The organism is Gracilibacillus oryzae (assembly GCF_009498735.1).
Classification (GTDB): domain Bacteria; phylum Bacillota; class Bacilli; order Bacillales; family Amphibacillaceae; genus Gracilibacillus; species Gracilibacillus oryzae.
Map to the genome: position 1 here is coordinate 1 of NZ_ML762426.1, position 14,309 is coordinate 14,309.

General features: G+C 35.4%; 17 protein-coding genes, 2 rRNA genes and 1 pseudogene. 16 read left to right on the plus strand and 4 right to left on the minus strand.

Features of this window, described 5'->3' with window-relative positions; translation table 11 throughout:
• From F9U64_RS05295 to F9U64_RS05305, 3 genes are all read left to right on the plus strand, one after another.
• Positions 1–107: ribosomal RNA gene (locus tag F9U64_RS05295) — 23S ribosomal RNA — on the plus strand; the annotation flags it as partial.
• Between the two features lie 76 nt (positions 108–183).
• Positions 184–299 (plus strand): 5S ribosomal RNA (gene rrf / locus F9U64_RS05300).
• A gap of 124 nt (positions 300–423) precedes the next feature.
• On the plus strand, positions 424–879 hold the full coding sequence (locus F9U64_RS05305) for an ASCH domain-containing protein (RefSeq protein ID WP_153401980.1): 456 nt from the start codon (positions 424–426) through the stop codon (positions 877–879).
• 83 nt (positions 880–962) lie between these two features.
• On the opposite strand, the gene F9U64_RS05310 is transcribed toward F9U64_RS05305, so the two are convergent.
• Entirely contained in the window at positions 963–2,222 is a 1,260-nt protein-coding gene (locus F9U64_RS05310; RefSeq protein WP_153401981.1) for a BaiN/RdsA family NAD(P)/FAD-dependent oxidoreductase, read from the minus strand.
• 166 nt (positions 2,223–2,388) lie between these two features.
• Here F9U64_RS05310 and F9U64_RS05315 point away from each other — a divergent pair, with 166 nt between their 5' ends.
• On the plus strand, positions 2,389–4,011 hold the full coding sequence (locus F9U64_RS05315; protein ID WP_153401982.1) for a putative polysaccharide biosynthesis protein: 1,623 nt from the start codon (positions 2,389–2,391) through the stop codon (positions 4,009–4,011).
• A 10-nt stretch (positions 4,012–4,021) separates the two neighbouring features.
• Entirely contained in the window at positions 4,022–4,726 is a 705-nt protein-coding gene (locus F9U64_RS05320; RefSeq protein WP_323125822.1) for a pseudouridine synthase, read from the plus strand.
• A 71-nt stretch (positions 4,727–4,797) separates the two neighbouring features.
• Here the strand turns inward: F9U64_RS05320 and F9U64_RS05325 are convergent, their stop codons facing one another.
• Positions 4,798–5,016, minus strand: a complete 219-nt coding sequence (locus F9U64_RS05325; protein WP_153401984.1) for an HTH domain-containing protein — start codon at positions 5,014–5,016, stop codon at positions 4,798–4,800.
• A 98-nt stretch (positions 5,017–5,114) separates the two neighbouring features.
• Between F9U64_RS05325 and F9U64_RS23555 the strand changes: the two are divergent.
• From F9U64_RS23555 to F9U64_RS05345, 4 genes and pseudogenes are all read left to right on the plus strand, one after another.
• A pseudogene (locus tag F9U64_RS23555) lies at positions 5,115–6,164 on the plus strand (ion channel); the annotation flags it as partial.
• Positions 6,165–6,176: 12 nt separating this feature from the next.
• Positions 6,177–6,740 (plus strand): RNA 2',3'-cyclic phosphodiesterase, encoded by a 564-nt coding sequence (thpR, locus tag F9U64_RS05335; RefSeq protein WP_153401986.1) that lies wholly within the window; start codon positions 6,177–6,179, stop codon positions 6,738–6,740.
• Between the two features lie 10 nt (positions 6,741–6,750).
• Positions 6,751–7,686, plus strand: coding sequence for an NERD domain-containing protein (locus F9U64_RS05340; protein ID WP_153401987.1), 936 nt, complete (start codon positions 6,751–6,753; stop codon positions 7,684–7,686).
• A 155-nt stretch (positions 7,687–7,841) separates the two neighbouring features.
• Entirely contained in the window at positions 7,842–8,645 is an 804-nt protein-coding gene (locus F9U64_RS05345; RefSeq protein ID WP_153401988.1) for a phosphotransferase family protein, read from the plus strand.
• Here F9U64_RS05345 and F9U64_RS05350 read toward each other — a convergent pair.
• Positions 8,626–8,907 carry a YtzH-like family protein gene (locus F9U64_RS05350; RefSeq protein ID WP_153401989.1) on the minus strand — a complete coding sequence of 94 codons (282 nt, stop codon included), beginning with the start codon at positions 8,905–8,907 and terminating at the stop codon, positions 8,626–8,628. The two genes, F9U64_RS05345 and F9U64_RS05350, sit on opposite strands and share 20 nt — an antisense overlap.
• A gap of 109 nt (positions 8,908–9,016) precedes the next feature.
• Here F9U64_RS05350 and trmB point away from each other — a divergent pair, with 109 nt between their 5' ends.
• Complete coding sequence (gene trmB, locus F9U64_RS05355; protein WP_153401990.1) at positions 9,017–9,655, plus strand: tRNA (guanosine(46)-N7)-methyltransferase TrmB; 639 nt, start codon at positions 9,017–9,019, stop codon at positions 9,653–9,655.
• 33 nt (positions 9,656–9,688) lie between these two features.
• Here the strand turns inward: trmB and F9U64_RS05360 are convergent, their stop codons facing one another.
• A complete protein-coding gene (locus F9U64_RS05360) occupies positions 9,689–10,000 on the minus strand; it encodes a PepSY domain-containing protein (RefSeq protein ID WP_153402264.1) in 312 nt (103 codons plus the stop codon).
• A gap of 146 nt (positions 10,001–10,146) precedes the next feature.
• On the opposite strand from F9U64_RS05360, the gene F9U64_RS05365 reads away from it, so the two are divergent.
• The 6 genes from F9U64_RS05365 (at position 10,147) to ytpR (ending at position 14,214) form a co-directional block, all read left to right on the plus strand.
• Positions 10,147–11,214: a M42 family metallopeptidase gene (locus tag F9U64_RS05365; RefSeq protein WP_153401991.1), complete on the plus strand. Its 1,068-nt coding sequence runs from the start codon at positions 10,147–10,149 to the stop codon at positions 11,212–11,214.
• Between the two features lie 7 nt (positions 11,215–11,221).
• Positions 11,222–11,761: a DUF84 family protein gene (locus tag F9U64_RS05370; RefSeq protein WP_153401992.1), complete on the plus strand. Its 540-nt coding sequence runs from the start codon at positions 11,222–11,224 to the stop codon at positions 11,759–11,761.
• A 44-nt stretch (positions 11,762–11,805) separates the two neighbouring features.
• Positions 11,806–12,333 (plus strand): hypothetical protein, encoded by a 528-nt coding sequence (locus F9U64_RS05375; protein WP_153401993.1) that lies wholly within the window; start codon positions 11,806–11,808, stop codon positions 12,331–12,333.
• Between the two features lie 14 nt (positions 12,334–12,347).
• Positions 12,348–12,665 carry a thioredoxin family protein gene (locus F9U64_RS05380; RefSeq protein ID WP_153401994.1) on the plus strand — a complete coding sequence of 106 codons (318 nt, stop codon included), beginning with the start codon at positions 12,348–12,350 and terminating at the stop codon, positions 12,663–12,665.
• Between the two features lie 116 nt (positions 12,666–12,781).
• On the plus strand, positions 12,782–13,588 hold the full coding sequence (locus F9U64_RS05385; protein ID WP_153401995.1) for a DUF1444 domain-containing protein: 807 nt from the start codon (positions 12,782–12,784) through the stop codon (positions 13,586–13,588).
• 20 nt (positions 13,589–13,608) lie between these two features.
• Positions 13,609–14,214, plus strand: a complete 606-nt coding sequence (gene ytpR, locus F9U64_RS05390; protein WP_153401996.1) for a YtpR family tRNA-binding protein — start codon at positions 13,609–13,611, stop codon at positions 14,212–14,214.
• Positions 14,215–14,309 lie beyond the last annotated feature (95 nt).

Sequence of the window (14,309 nt, forward strand, 5' to 3'; positions counted from 1 at the left end):
ATGTAAATGAGTAAGATCCCTCAGAGACGATGAGGTAGATAGGTTCGAGGTGGAAGCATGGTGACATGTGCAGCTGATGAATACTAATCGATCGAGGACTTAACTAAATTTAACATCGTTTGATACTTGTCCATATTTCTTATCTAGTTTTGATGGTATATCATACCACAATCTTATACATTGTCTGGTGACGATAGCGGAGAGGTCACACCTGTTCCCATGCCGAACACAGCAGTTAAGCTCTCCAGCGCCCATGGTAGTTGGGGCCTTGCCCCTGCAAGAGTAGGACGCTGCCAGGCAAACAAAAAAGCTTTTAGAGGAAACTCTAAAAGCTTTTTTAATGTTATAATATATCTATCATACAGAATTCTTGGCAAAACTTGTCCAGACATATTAGATTGTTTTAGATTGGAGTGTTATTACATGAATCATGAAAAGATTGCAACATATTGGAACAGATTTAAAGCCGAACATCCTACTGCTCCAGATGTTTATGAAGCATGGGGATTTGGAAGCAATAGTCACCATGCAGATGAGTTAGGAAAGCTAGTAATAGAAGGTAAAAAAACAGCAACCACATCCAACTACAGATTGTATGAGCTGTATTCAGAAGCTTTGCCTTACCCCGGATTACATAATATTATCCTGAATGGTGATGAAGAACCAATTGCAATAGTGAAAACAACTACTGTGGAAATTAAAACATTTAATGAAGTTGAAGCAGAGCATGCCTATTTGGAAGGTGAAGGGGATAGATCTTTAGCATATTGGCGTGAGGTCCATGAAGATTTCTTTAAACGAGAATATGAAGCGATAAATGAAGAATTCCATTATAAGGTACCAGTAGTATGTGAGCGGTTTGAATTGATTTATAAATGATAATTGGTTGTTTGAATATGATAAAACCGCATAAAACTGAAGCAGTATTATGCGGTATACCATCGAATTAGATAAGTGAGTGCTTAACCTAAGCTCTCCCAAGCTGCATGCATTCCGGCGACTCTTCCTGTTACCATAGCAGCTGTTATGTTATAACCACCGGTATATCCATGTATGTCCAGAACTTCTCCACAGAAGTATAAACCGTGCATAAGCTTTGATTGCATTGTATTTGGAACGATTTCTTTAATAGAAACACCTCCACCAGTTACAAATGCTTTCTCTAATGGCAAACTTCCATTGACCAAAAAGGAAAAGCTTTTAAAATTATCGACAATTGCATTAATCTTTTCCCGGGAAATATTTGCGCCATTTGTTTGCGGATCAATTTCACACTTTTTTAAGATGAAATCCAGAAACCGTTCAGGTACATACCCTTTTAAAATATTTTTCAAGCTTTTCTTCGGTTGATTATTTATAATATTAACTATTTCCTCCAGTAAGTTGGATTGTTTTTGATCGGGTTTGGAATCTATTGAGACTCGTACTGACTTTTGGCCTTTCATTAATAATTTTACAATATATTGAGAACATCTTAATACTGCAGGGCCTGAAATACCAAAATGGGTAAACAACATGTCCATCCTGTGTGTAATTACTTTTTTATCTTTCTCATCATAAACAGATAAAGCAATATCTCTAAGTGCTAAACCTTGGAGGGATTTATTACGAATAAAGCCCTCATTAGAAACAATCGGGACTTCAGTTGGGTATAGCTCTGTGATTGTATGTCCTGCTTTTTTTGCCCATGGATAGGCATCACCAGTTGATCCAGTATGAGGAACAGATGCTCCCCCTGCTGCTATGATAACAGAATTTGTAGATATTTTTTCTCTGTTTTCTAATATGATCGTGTGTGACTGCTCTCCATAGTCAATAGCTTTCACTGTTGTTTTTGTTCTTATTTCAACTTGTAAATTCGCTAATTGATCGAGTAAAGATTGAACGACATCTTGTGCTTTGTTACTGATTGGGAACATCCTGCCATGATCCTCCTCCTTTAAACCAACACCAAGGCCTTCGAAGAAATCAATAATATCGAAATTGTTGAAAGTAGAAAAAGCACTGTATAAGAACTTTCCATTACCCGGAATGTGCCTTATAACTTCCTCTTCTGGCAAGCGATTGGTGACATTACATCGACCTCCCCCTGAAATTGCCAGCTTCTTTCCTAATTTTGTTCCTTTATCTATAAGCAATGTTTTCGCACCTTGCTCTGCTGCAGCGATAGCTGCCATTAAACCAGATGGACCACCGCCGATGACTACAACTTGATATGTCATAAAATAAACCTCATTTCTATTGCTGTTCCTTTTTCATAATAAACTATAATGTAATAAGAGTAAAACAACAATTAATACCTTATAATGACATCTTTCGATAACATTCATGTAAATGTTATGATAAAATAGTTTACGTTATATGAATATGAAGAATATAGGTGAAAACATGTCAAGGTCTAATTTTATTCGAGGAACAATGCTTTTAACAGGAGCTAGTTTCTTATCGAAGTTCTTAGGGATGATTTATATGATTCCCTTCACGAATCTTGTTGGTGAAGAAGGAATGACCTTATACGGATATGCTTATACTCCATACACTATATTATTAAGCGTATCTACAGTAGGTGTTCCATTAGCTGTCTCTAAATTTGTTTCAAAATATAATACACTAAATGATTACTATACAAGTATGAGGATGTTTAGACTAGGTACTATCATGATGATAATAACGGGTATAGTCTCCTTTATTATTATGTACTTAGGTGCAGATTTTATTGCTAAAATGATGTGGGATCCCAGAACAGAGGGTGAAATAACAGAGGAAGACCTTGTGAGCAGTTTACAAATGGTTAGTTTTGCTCTTCTTCTTATTCCGAGTATGTCTATCATGCGAGGATTCTTTCAAGGGAATGAATCAATGGGACCAACTGCTGTATCACAAGTAGTGGAACAAATTATTCGTATTGCGTTTTTATTAATTGCAGTATTTTTCATAATGACGGTATATAACGATATTTCTACAGCAATCAGTTTTGCAGCATTTGCAGCTTTTGTTGGTGGAATTGCTTCATGGATTGTTTTAGCAATATATTGGATGAAGCGAAAAAATCATCTCAATCGAAAAGTTGTTGAACAAAAACACAAAGTAGAAATCCCAAAAAAAGACCTGCTTTCTGAGTTGTTTACGTATGCAGGGCCTTTTGTTCTAGTTGGAATAGCCACACCCTTGTATCAATTAATAGATCAATACACATTCCAGCACGCAATGGCAGAGATTGGATTAGAGGATATTTCAAACATAGCATATTCCAGTTTTAATGTACAAGGACACAAGCTTGTTATAATTCCTGTTACGATTGCGACAGGTTTATCTCTTGCTCTGATTCCTGAAATAACTAAAGCATTTCAAAAAAATCAACTAGAACTTGTAAAACAACAAGTCAATCAGACGATCCAAATTATTATGTTTTTTGTATTACCAGCTGTTTTGGGTTTAATTATTCTTGCTAATGAAATATATACTGGTTTGTTTGGTGGTGACCAAATTGAGATCACAGGGAAATTGTTTGCATGGTATGCTCCTCTAGCATTAACATTTGCATTCTTTACAATTACTGCTGCAATATTACAAGGTATTGAAAAGCAACAATTTACATTAATTAGTCTTTCAGCAGGTATCCTTATAAAGTTACTTTTGAATTCCATTATGATCCAAACATTTCAAGCAAAAGGTGCCATTATTACAACAATGATCGCTACAACTATTGCCGTTGCAATGAATCTTTGGAAAATTCGAATGACACTAAGTCTTTCTTACAAAAGATTTATTAAGTTGTCAACATTAATGATTATATTTACTATAATTATGTCTGTAGTACTTTTACTTGTAAAATGGCTGTTCGGTTTCTTTATAACATACGAGGATGGCCGAATAGAGGCATTTATTATTGCAATTATCGGTGTAGTGATTGGCGGAGGAATCTATATGTATCTTGGTTACACCTCCACATTGTTTGAACGAATTGTAGGCAGACGGGTAAAAATACTTGATCGAATATTTAATCGATAGGAGGATGAACTTGCGTCTAGATAAATTACTCGCAAATACAGGGTTTGGCAGCAGAAAAGATGTGAAGCAGTTAATTAAAAAGAAACAGGTAAAAGTAAATGAAGTTATTGTAAAAAAGGCAGATATCACAGTTAATCCTGAGGTTGATATCATTACATGTAAGGGAGAAAAAGTCGAATACCAGGAATTTATTTATTTTATGCTGCATAAACCGCCTGGCTATTTATCCGCAACAGAAGATGCCATGCAAAAGACTGTTTTAGATCTTTTAGAAGAAAAGGATAAGCTTTTAAATCCCTTTCCTGCAGGCAGACTGGATAAAGATACAGAAGGCCTGTTATTAATTACAAATGATGGACAATTAGCACATGATTTATTATCACCTAAAAAACATGTGAGAAAGAAATACTATGCCAAAATTGAAGGATTGGTTACCAAGGCTGATATCGATGAATTTAAAAAAGGAGTCGATATTGGCGGGTATGTTACCAAACCTTCCGATTTAATTATCTTATCTGGTGATACCATTTCTGAAATAGAGGTAACTATAACGGAAGGAAAGTTCCATCAAGTAAAAAAGATGTTTGAAGCTGTTGATAAAAAAGTGATCTATTTAAAGAGGCTTTCAATGGGGTCATTAACATTAGATGAAAATCTGCCAAAAGGGAAGTATAGACAACTGACAAACGATGAGCTAGATTCATTGAAGAAATAAGCGAACAGTAAAAAACCAGCATAATAGATGCTGGTTAACAAATATATACGTTTAAAAATATAGCTTCCTTACTAAGAGATTCTTACTTTTTTCTTTGTGATTTCCCAACGTCCCCGATTTGGGCTATTGACAAGCCCGTTGTAAGCTAACAAATGTAAATCTCGTTGTGCTGTACGGTCTGTAATACCAAATTCTTCTGCTATATCACCAGTGCTGACAGCCCCATTCTCTTTAATAAATAAATAAACGGCTTTGGCACGAGATAGCATGCGGGTGGTTGATTGACTCAAAGAATCACTCCTTAAAAGTTATCGGTAACCATATAAAAGCATATTCAAGTTGATACTTATATTTTACACTTGTTTTATTATTTTATCTAGTTTTTAAATTAAGAATTTACAGACAATTAAAATTTTGGGGTGATTCTTTTATGTACCTTCTAAAGTTATTATTTAGAAAAACAATTCATATCTCTAATTATTTTTTATTTATTTCAAGTATTCTATTGGTGATCTTTACTTCTGTTATTATTGTTTTAGCAGAACCGGAAACTTTCCCTACAATATTTGATGGTTTCTGGTGGGTCATGACAACGGTAACTACAGTGGGTTATGGAGACTTTTATCCGGTAACTGTATTTGGACGTATTATTGGTTTGTTTTTATACATATTCGGTATTGGTTTAATCGGTATAGTTATAGGAAAAATTATTGACGCATTTGCCGTATACCGAAAGAAAAGACAGGAAGGTGATATTGTGTATAACGGGAAGGGGCACTATATAATAATTGGCTGGTCGCAAAAGGCGAAATTTGCGATTAAAGAAATGCTTACAACAGATAATACTATTGATATTATTATTATTGATCAATTGGAAACAGCGCCAATTTTAGACACGAATGTTTTTTACATTAAAGGCAATGCTTCAGAGAAAGCTACATTAGAAAAAGCGAACATAAATGAAGCCAAATCTGTATTAATTTTTGCAAATGATAATATCAGCAATGGCCAATTAGCAGATGGGCAAACATTATTAATTGCCTCGACAATTGAATCAATTGCTCCAAACGTTCATACGATTGCAGAAATAATGCAAGAAACACATTTGAAAAATTTCCGATACATGAATGTGGATGAGTTTATTCTTTCAGATGAAACCATTTCTTCTTTATTTGTAAGATCTGCATTCAGGAAAGGTGTATCCAATATCTTCTCCCAATTGTTAAGGCGATCAAAAGGGGATGATCTGTATTATGTTCCGGTAAAGTCAGAGTGGACAACATACGGTGATGCGTTTAATGATTTACTCCAACATGGCGCTACATTGGTTGCAGACAAGAACAAATTGAATATCAACCGAATGTTAGACAAGAAAATACCTGATGATGCCGAATTATATGTCATTTGTGACAAAGAGACCCACCAAAAACTTTTATAAGGAGAGCTGTAAATGAAACAAGGGGATCCCCATTATTTTGTTGCAGTTAAAATTGATGAAAACACGAAAAAATTTCTAAATAAGATTCAGGAGAATATAAAAACAAAGTCGCTGCCTTTTAAAGTATGGATTCATGAGCAGGATTTCCATATTACATTACAATTCCTTGGTGCTACCAGCCAGGATAAGATAACAGAGTTAAGTGAAACTTTAATGAGCATGGAAGAGCTTCCAGCGTTTACAACAACAATCGGCCATTTGAAAACATTCGGCAAATCAGTACAGCCTAGAGTATTGTGGGTAGATGTAGAAAGAACCCAGGCAGTGAGACAGTTACATCAATTAGTTACTGACAAGTGTAAAGAATTAGGCTTGCCAACAGATACGAGAAGCTACCAACCACATATTACTTTGGCAAAGAAATGGCATGATAAAAACCTGCATTTCGATCAAACAATTTTAGAGGATTATCAGGAAAGAAAAATGGATATAACAGAAGTAGCGATCTATAAAATAAATTTGAACAGCAAAATCAAATATGAGCCAATCGCTGTTTTTAGATTAGCAAGCAATTAGGAGTGGAAAAATGGCCCAGCTCATCAAGTTAAAAAACTATATTTCACGGTATGAAACAGACATATATCATTATCCCGGCCAATTCTCTCGTTTAAAGACAGAAAATTGGAAAAATATGAAGTCAATGTGGGTGAATCAGCAAGAGAATAAGAAAATAGAACGAGGAAAAGAAGAGGAATCTAGCGAAGAAAGCAACTGGCGCAGATTATTCAGCCGAAAAAAAGATAATGATTATGAAGAGGAAGAACAAGAGCAAACGTATTTACCTGAGAGTGAATTAGAACTCAAACATTATTTTTTGGATAAATTATTAGGATTTCAGCTAAAATGGGCCTCCACCACAATAAGTGAAATGTCATTTTTGGATCAAGGTTATAAAAGAGATTATTTACTGAAGTTTTTCTTGCAGAGAATCCCTGATAATTATCTATTATTGTATTATCCTGTTTTCTCATTGAAAAATCACTTAGTAGATGGTGAAATAATCGTTATTAGCCCATTAGAGGTTGAAGTTATTACAATCTTCGAGAAGACTGCCAGGAAAACCATTATAGCAAATGATGAAAGAGTCTGGTTTACAGAAGAAAATGGTATCCAGTCTAAAGTGTTAAGTCCTGTTATTCCATTAAAGCGAACAGAAAAAATAATTCGGTCTATATTAAATAACCAGCAATTGGAATTCCCGATTAAGAGAACAGTTCTGTCAAGAAAAAATGATATAGAATATAAAGCGGAGCCATATCAAATGGAATATATTGGTCGCGGTGAATATGAAGAGTGGCTGAATCAAAAACAAAATTTAACATCCCCTCTTAAACACAATCAATTAAAAGTCGCTAATGCTATTCTCAAATATTGCGAAACAACAGCCTTCAGACGACCTGAATGGGAAAGAGAAACAGACAAAAAAGAAGACAATAATAGACAAAATTTCTATGAATTTTAGAAAAATATCAATTAATACTTGAAATTATGTCTAGTTTTGCGGTAATCTATTATTACTATTCCCTATTTTAATTAATAGGAATAGCTAAAGTTATTTCTACCAATACGAAATGATAATTAATTAATAGATTATGTGAGGAATTGAGGGTGACAACTGTGGAACATATTTTAGGAGATGACTGGACAATTGAACCAGCTGGTGGTTCAACGGGTGCAGCATATTACGCACAATCAAATAATAAGCGGTTGTTTTTAAAACGTAACTCTTCCCCTTTTTTAGCAGTATTATCCGCACAAGGAATTGTACCGAAATTAGTCTGGACAAAGCGTTTAGAAAATGGTGATGTTGTTACTGCCCAACAATGGCTTGAAGGTAAAGCATTAAATGTGGAAGAAATGCAGCATCCTAAAGTAGCTTCATTGCTTAGCAAGATTCACCATTCCTCAGAACTTTTAGATATGCTTTTAAGAATAGAGAAAACAACAGTTACTCCTGAAAACAGCTTAGCAATGGTAAAAGAAATTTTCGAAAGTACGAATGAACTGAAGGATTCTCTTCTGTTATACAAAGCTAATAAATTTTTGGAAACTCGTGCCTATTTAATGCCGGTAAACGAGACAGTTGTATGCCACTGTGATCTTAATCACCATAATTGGATGCTTTCCCAAAATGGTGAATTGTTTTTGATTGACTGGGATAATGCACGTGTTGGGGATCCAGCTATGGATATTGGCAGAATACTGCAGTCTTATATACCGAAGGATGATTGGGATCTGTGGCTAAGTTACTATGGCATGGAAAATAGTCATCATCTGATGCAAAGAGTTCACTGGTATTTAATCATCGATGAAATCGTTGGCTACGCTTGGTCTGTAAAGCAAAACAGGGAGAAAGAAGCTAATTCCCACCTCAGAGAATTAAATCAGCTTCTTTACCAAGTTAGTAATTGGAATCTTTGATTGATTGCAGCCATTGATTAAAGGATGCCTGGTGACGTAAAATATGTTGTTCCATTTCAGAAGAATTTGCACCATTTACTCCGTACTGTCTTATATTTTCCATATGTTGAGATAATGGAAAATGTAAGGCATTTTGTTGTTGAATGGAATGAATCAGCCTGGCGATTTGTTCACATTCAGCGTTACTTCCACAACCTTCTTCTGCATGTAAACTCAGTAAGTCATGCAGGAGCTCTAATTGGTGTTGTACGTTTAAAGTCATATTTCATCACCTCAGTTATAGCTTTAACTTTTTGTAGAAAACTATACTGATTCGTTTTTGAACGGAATTTGAAAATGCAAAAAACTGTTGATAAGAAGGGTGTAATTTTATGAGAGCAAGGCATAAACCATGGGCAGATGATTACTTGAAAGAAAATGCAGATATTGTTGACCAAACACCAACAGACAGAAAAGGGAATTGGTCAAGTGCATTTTCCAACAGTCAGCCAATACATTTAGAAATAGGAACTGGAAAAGGCCAGTTTGTTTGCGGAATGGCAAAACAATTTCCTGAAACAAATTTTATCGGTATGGAAGTTGTGAAAAGTATAATTGTTTCAGCTGTTGAGAAAGTGAACGAAACAGACTGTGAGAATATACGTTTAATTAATGAAAATGCAGAAGATTTGTTAGAAATTTTTAAGCCTGGTGAAATTGATACTATTTATTTAAACTTTTCCGATCCTTGGCCTAAAAACCGGCATGAAAAAAGACGTTTAACATACCGAACATTCTTAGAAAGTTATAAGACAATACTGAAAGAAAATGGAAAGCTTGTTTTAAAAACAGATAATCAAGGATTATTCGAATATTCTCTTGTAAGTTTTTCGCAATTTGGATGCAGATTAGAAGAGGTATCTCTTGATTTACATGCAATGGAAGATCCGACGAATATTATGACGGAATATGAAGAGAAGTTCTCAGCAAAAGGACAACCTATCTACCGTGCTGTTGTGACTTTCACATAAAAAAACTGCCTGGAGTCGGCAGTTTTTTTTGCTTTAGCGGGAGTCCTGTGATTTTGTTTTAATTATTGTACCTGTTTTAGCATCTACAAAAAATTCTAACGGAATATGATTACCATCAATATGTTTCGTTATCCCGCCGTGATAGACCTCATAGTTCAGTTCATTCAGATATATTTGTTCACGTTTCATATAGATCCATGAACCACTAACATCATAATGTTGTTGAAACTTTTTCTTCGTCATTTTCAAGACAACCTCTGGTTTCATCCATAACTCTTCTTGCCTTGTCTTTATTGCATAGCCAATTAAAAATCCGATACCTGCAGCTGCCAACATTTGCTTCATTTTCAATTTATTCACCTCTATATGCAGATTAGCAAAACATATAATATGTCTATAGTTTAAAAATAAACAATCACAAATTGCAAGTATTTTTACTAACATGAAAAAAGTGTTATAGTAAAAAAAACAATAAAAGAAGGTGTTTGAAATTGAATCAAGAAACAATGCAGTTATTTAAGACACTGACAGAGCTTCCTGGAGCACCAGGAGATGAACGTGATGTGCGTCAGTTTATGCGCCAGGAACTGCGCAAATATGCAGATGAGGTAATACAAGACCGTTTAGGTGGTGTATTTGGAGTCAAAAATGGGGAAGGGCCTAAAGTGCTTGTAGCAGGTCATATGGATGAAGTGGCATTTATGGTAACACAAATTACGGAAAATGGTATGATCAGATTCCAGCCATTGGGAGGTTGGTGGTCTCAGGTACTGCTTTCGCAAAGAGTTGAAATTTATACAGCAACAAGCAAAGTTATCGGAATTGTAGGCTCGATTCCTCCTCACAATTTAACTGCAGAAGAGCGAAGAAAACCGATGGAACAAAAAAATATGCTGATTGATGTAGGAGCAGACGATAAAGCTGATGCAGAAAAAATGGGAATAAAGCCAGGACAATCTATTATTCCTGTTTCTCCATTTACTCCAATGGCAAATAATAAGAAAATACTAGCAAAGGCATGGGACAACAGATACGGCTGTGGTTTAGCAATAGAATTATTAAAAGAACTAGAAGATGAGAAGCTGAACAATCAATTATATTCAGGTGCAACCGTCCAAGAGGAAGTAGGTTTGCGGGGAGCTAAAGTTGCTGCAAACTTTATTAAGCCAGATATTTTCTATGCATTAGATGCATCTCCGGCAAATGACATGTCAGGTGATAAAAAAGAGTTCGGACAATTAGGCAAAGGAGCTTTGTTAAGAATATTTGACCGTTCCATGATTACACATCATGGAATTCGAGAGTTTATTCTGGATACAGCAGAAACTCACAATATCCCTTACCAGTATTTTATTTCTCAAGGTGGAACGGATGCTGGATCTGTTCATTTAGCTAACAATGGTATTCCTTCAGCAGTTATAGGTATCTGCTCACGTTATATACATACACATGGTTCCATCATTCATGTCGACGATTATGCGGCAGCAAAAGAGCTTTTAGTTCGGTTAGTAAGAGCTACAGATCAAACTACTGTTAATACGATATTAGAAAAAGGATAAATAGAAGATGAAAGTAATCATCGGTTCAACTAATAAAGCGAAACGACAGGCTGTTCAGACCGTTTTCGGAGCTGAAATAGTAAAGAGTGAGCCAGTACCGTCCAATATAAAGGAACAGCCTATGTCAGACGAAGAAACAATGGAAGGTGCAATTAACCGTGCTCAAAATTGCCATGTGCTTCACCCGGACGCAGTATGTATTGGTTTAGAAGGTGGAGTAACCTATATTAGAAACCAGCTCTATTTATGTAATTGGGGAGCATTAGTATCTCCTGGTGGAAGAGTTTACGTAGCAAGTGGTGCGAGAATTCCATTACCGAAAACGATTGAAGAAAAAATAAATGATGGTATCGAACTAGGAAAAATTATGCAAGATCTCACAAATGTGGCAAATATCCGGCAACATTCAGGTGCTATTGGCATATTAACCAACCATTGGGTTTCAAGAGAAACGATGTTTGTTCATGTCGTTAGATTGCTGAAAGGCCAACTGGAGTCAGAAATGTTGGGGTTTAACTCTTGTACTGCTAAAGAAAACAAAGTATGATGGAAAAAGGGGGAAAATAGGACTAAATTTTCAGGAGGAATACGATGAAACAAGAAATGGCTGGGCTAGTTGTTATTTTATTATTGCTAGCTGCATTTATAGGAATCAGCGTATGGAGTATTGTCCCAACTGAGCAAGTTTTAGAGGAAGCTGTAGATATCGCAGAAGAACAATTTCAGCAAGAAAAACAATCTGCTAATCATAATGTGACGAACTTTTCTTTATATTTGCCCGAAGGATTTGAGGTAGAGGAAGAGAAATCAAACAATCTAGTCATTACCCGCGAAAACCAAACCTATATTCTTTTCTATAATTCATTTGAGGATGAAACGAGCAATTTGAATTACCAGGCAGTACAGGAATCAGGCAACCAGTTAAAATTAGAGTCTTTTGAAGATAACAACAGATTTAGTTATATTAGTATTATTGAAGAAGATAGTCATTCTGTTCAATTGCAAATTGGTGTTGGCGGTGTGAAGGTAACAACAATCAGTCAGATGGACCAGCTGGTTTACGATGCAGAGCAGATGATGAAAATGGCGAATTCAATTGCATATGAAGACCATAGTTAGAGGAGTAGATATCAATGGAACACTTACAATCAGAAGAGCAATTTCAACAATTGACAAAATCAGATAAAGTAATTTTCTTATTTACAGCAGGATGGTGTCCAGATTGCCGTGTAATTGAGCCTTTTCTGCCAAAAATTGAGGAAAAGTATTCAAGCTACCAATTCATCTCCGTAGATCGGGATCAATTTATAGATATTTGTGCAGAATATGACATATTTGGTATACCAAGTTTTTTAGCTTTTGATAAAGGTGAGGAAATTGACAGGTTTGTTAGTAAAGATCGTAAAACAAAAGAGGAAATTGAATCCTTCTTAACAAATTTATTCTCATAATAAATTGAGCTTATCGATAAAGATAAGCTCCTTTTCATTTGATGTTCCTTGCTTTCCCGCAATGGGAAATGCTAAAATGTAGCTGATTGTTTTCTTCCTAAAAGGAGGACGTAGAAATGAAAATGACAACATTAAAAATGAAAGAGAAATTAGACAAACTTTTTCAAAAAGATGGATGGCGAGTGTCATTTATAAGAGATAAAGATACTTATCGCGTAGAGTGGGAGGCTTCCAAACAAGGAGTATCAATTAAGATACCAAATGTTATTGCGAAGTTTGAACAAAGAGGAGAAGCTGCACTAGATGAGCTATACTATCATGTTAGTGAATCATTAAAAATGATGAACAAAGAGCATCACTTGAATGGCAAAGAGAAGAACATATTTCCTGTCATTCGTGCAACATCTTTTCCAAAGAAAACGAAGGCTGGTGTCAAATTAGTATTCACAGAACACACAGCAGAAACAAATGTTTATTATGCTTTGGATTTAGGCTCAACTTACCAGCTTATTGATGAAGAAATGCTTGAGGTACAAGGATGGACTAAGGACAGGCTGAAGGAAATATCACTTTTTAATGTGCGCTCTTTACCAGTTGATCCAAAGAAAGATACGGTTGCTGAGAATGATTTCTATTTTATTTCACCACAAGATGGCTATGATGCCAGTCGTATTTTAAACGAATCGTTTCTGGAAGAAATGAAGGCTAACGCGATAGGCGAATTGCTTGTAGCTGTCCCGCATCAGGATGTTTTAATTGTGGCTGATATACAGAACCAGACAGGATACGATATAATAGCACAAATGACAATGAAGTTTTTTGCGGACGGACGTGTGCCGATTACTTCCTTGCCGTTTGTCTATGATGAAAAGAAACTGGAACCAGTCTTTATCCTTGCAAAAAATAAACCAAAAGATAAATAGGGAAAGGAAGAATAGAGTTAATGTACGTATTTTATAATAATAAAGGGATTGGGGATGTTTTACTGATTCCCCTAAAATCAATTGATCATGCTAAGTTCACTTATGAGACATATAATGATGTTGTGAAAATAATCGATAATGAGACGAAGGAAGTAATTGGCTATAATCTTTTTCAAGCTTCTTCCTATTTCTCCACATTAGAAAACGGCAAATTGAAGTTAGATGAGCAATTGTTAGAGGAACTACAAGGGATTTTTAAGAAAAATGATGTTGAAGGTACTTTAGACATCGATTTATCACCAAAATTTATTGTTGGACATGTTATCGATATAGCACCGCATGAGAATGCCGATAAACTTCGTGTATGTCAAGTGGATGTAGGCACTGAGAAGCTGCAAATCGTTTGTGGCGCACCAAACGTGGATAAGGATCAAAAGGTAGTCGTTGCTAAAATTGGGGCGATTATGCCTAGCGGATTGGAAATCAAGCCATCTAATTTAAGAGGAGTAGATTCATTTGGTATGATCTGTTCTCAAAAAGAATTAGGCCTGCCAAACGCACCAAAAGAAAAGGGGATTTACGTCCTGCCGCAAGATACAAAAACAGGAAAAGAGTTTGCAGTATAAACCTTTGTCATCTGACAGAGGTTTTTCTTTTCCTTGTTATTTCTTATGGCAACTATTCATAGCTGCGGATTCGTGATAAAATGATATGGATAGAA